This window comes from Pseudomonas sp. EL_65y_Pfl2_R96 (genome assembly GCF_963970905.1).
Classification (GTDB): Bacteria; Pseudomonadota; Gammaproteobacteria; order Pseudomonadales; family Pseudomonadaceae; genus Aquipseudomonas.
Genome location: NZ_CAXAQH010000100.1, coordinates 1 through 1,112, shown reverse-complemented (window position 1 = coordinate 1,112; position 1,112 = coordinate 1). Strand labels below are relative to the sequence as shown.

1 protein-coding gene is annotated in these 1,112 nt (G+C 63.6%); it reads left to right on the top strand.

Annotation, left to right across the window (positions count from 1 at the left end):
- Positions 1-1,112 (top strand): immunoglobulin-like domain-containing protein (locus tag AACY49_RS29625; RefSeq protein ID WP_339527729.1); only part of this gene is annotated, 1,112 nt, incomplete at both ends.

Below are 1,112 nucleotides of genomic sequence, written 5' to 3'. Positions count from 1 at the left end.
ATACTCCGCTGACCAACTCGATCACCAGCGTCAGCGGCGGCAACTACGAGAACCTGGTGGCGGACAAAACGCCGGTCAGCACCACCGTGACCGACACCGTCGACACCACCACCCTCAGCCTGAGCGCAGCCGACTCCGTGGCAGAGGGCGGCTCCATCGTTTATACCGCCACCCTGAGCAATGCGGCCGGTACGCCGGTCACCGTGACACTGTCGAACGGCGCGGTGATCACCATCGCCGCCGGCGCCACCAGCGGTTCCGTGACCGTCGATGCACCGAAAGACGACGTCTACAAAGACGCCGGTACCGTTGAAGCAACGATCAAAGACGCGGCCGGCGGTAACTTCGAAAACCTGGCGACCAACCCAGCGGCGGCGGTCACCAATGTGACTGACACCATCGACACTTCGACCGTCAACCTTACCGCGACCAGCGCTGTGGCTGAAGGTGGCACGGTGGTGTATACCGCGTCCGTGTCCGCTCCAGTCACCGGTTCGCCAGTCGTCGTGACCCTGTCGAATGGCCAGACCATTACCATCCCGGTCGGCGCCAGCAGTGCCAGCGTCAACTTCACCGCGCCGAACGATGCGTTGGCCGGCGGTGGTTCCCTGAGCGTCAAGATCGACGATGCCAAGGGCGGTAACTACGAGAAGCTGGAAGTCGATGGCAAGTCGGCGGACACCTCGGTGACCGACACGGCGGACACCACCACTCTTAGTCTGAGTGCGACCGACTCCGTGGCTGAAGGCGGCTCCATCGTCTACACCGCGACCCTGACCAACGCCGCCGGCACGCCGGTCACCGTGACCCTGTCGAACGGTGCCGTGATCACCATCGCCGCCGGTGCCACCAGTGGCTCCGTGACCGTCGATGCGCCGAAAGACGACGTCTACAAAGACGCCGGCACCGTCGAAGCGACGATCAAAGATGCGACCGGTGGCAACTTCGAGAACCTGGTTCCTAGCACTGCCCCGGCAGTCACCAGCGTCACCGACACTATCGACACTTCGACCGTGAACCTGACCGCGACTTCGAGTGTGGCTGAAGGCGGCACGGTGGTTTACACCGCATCCGTCAGCGCGCCAGTAACCGGTTCGCCAGTCGTTGTGACC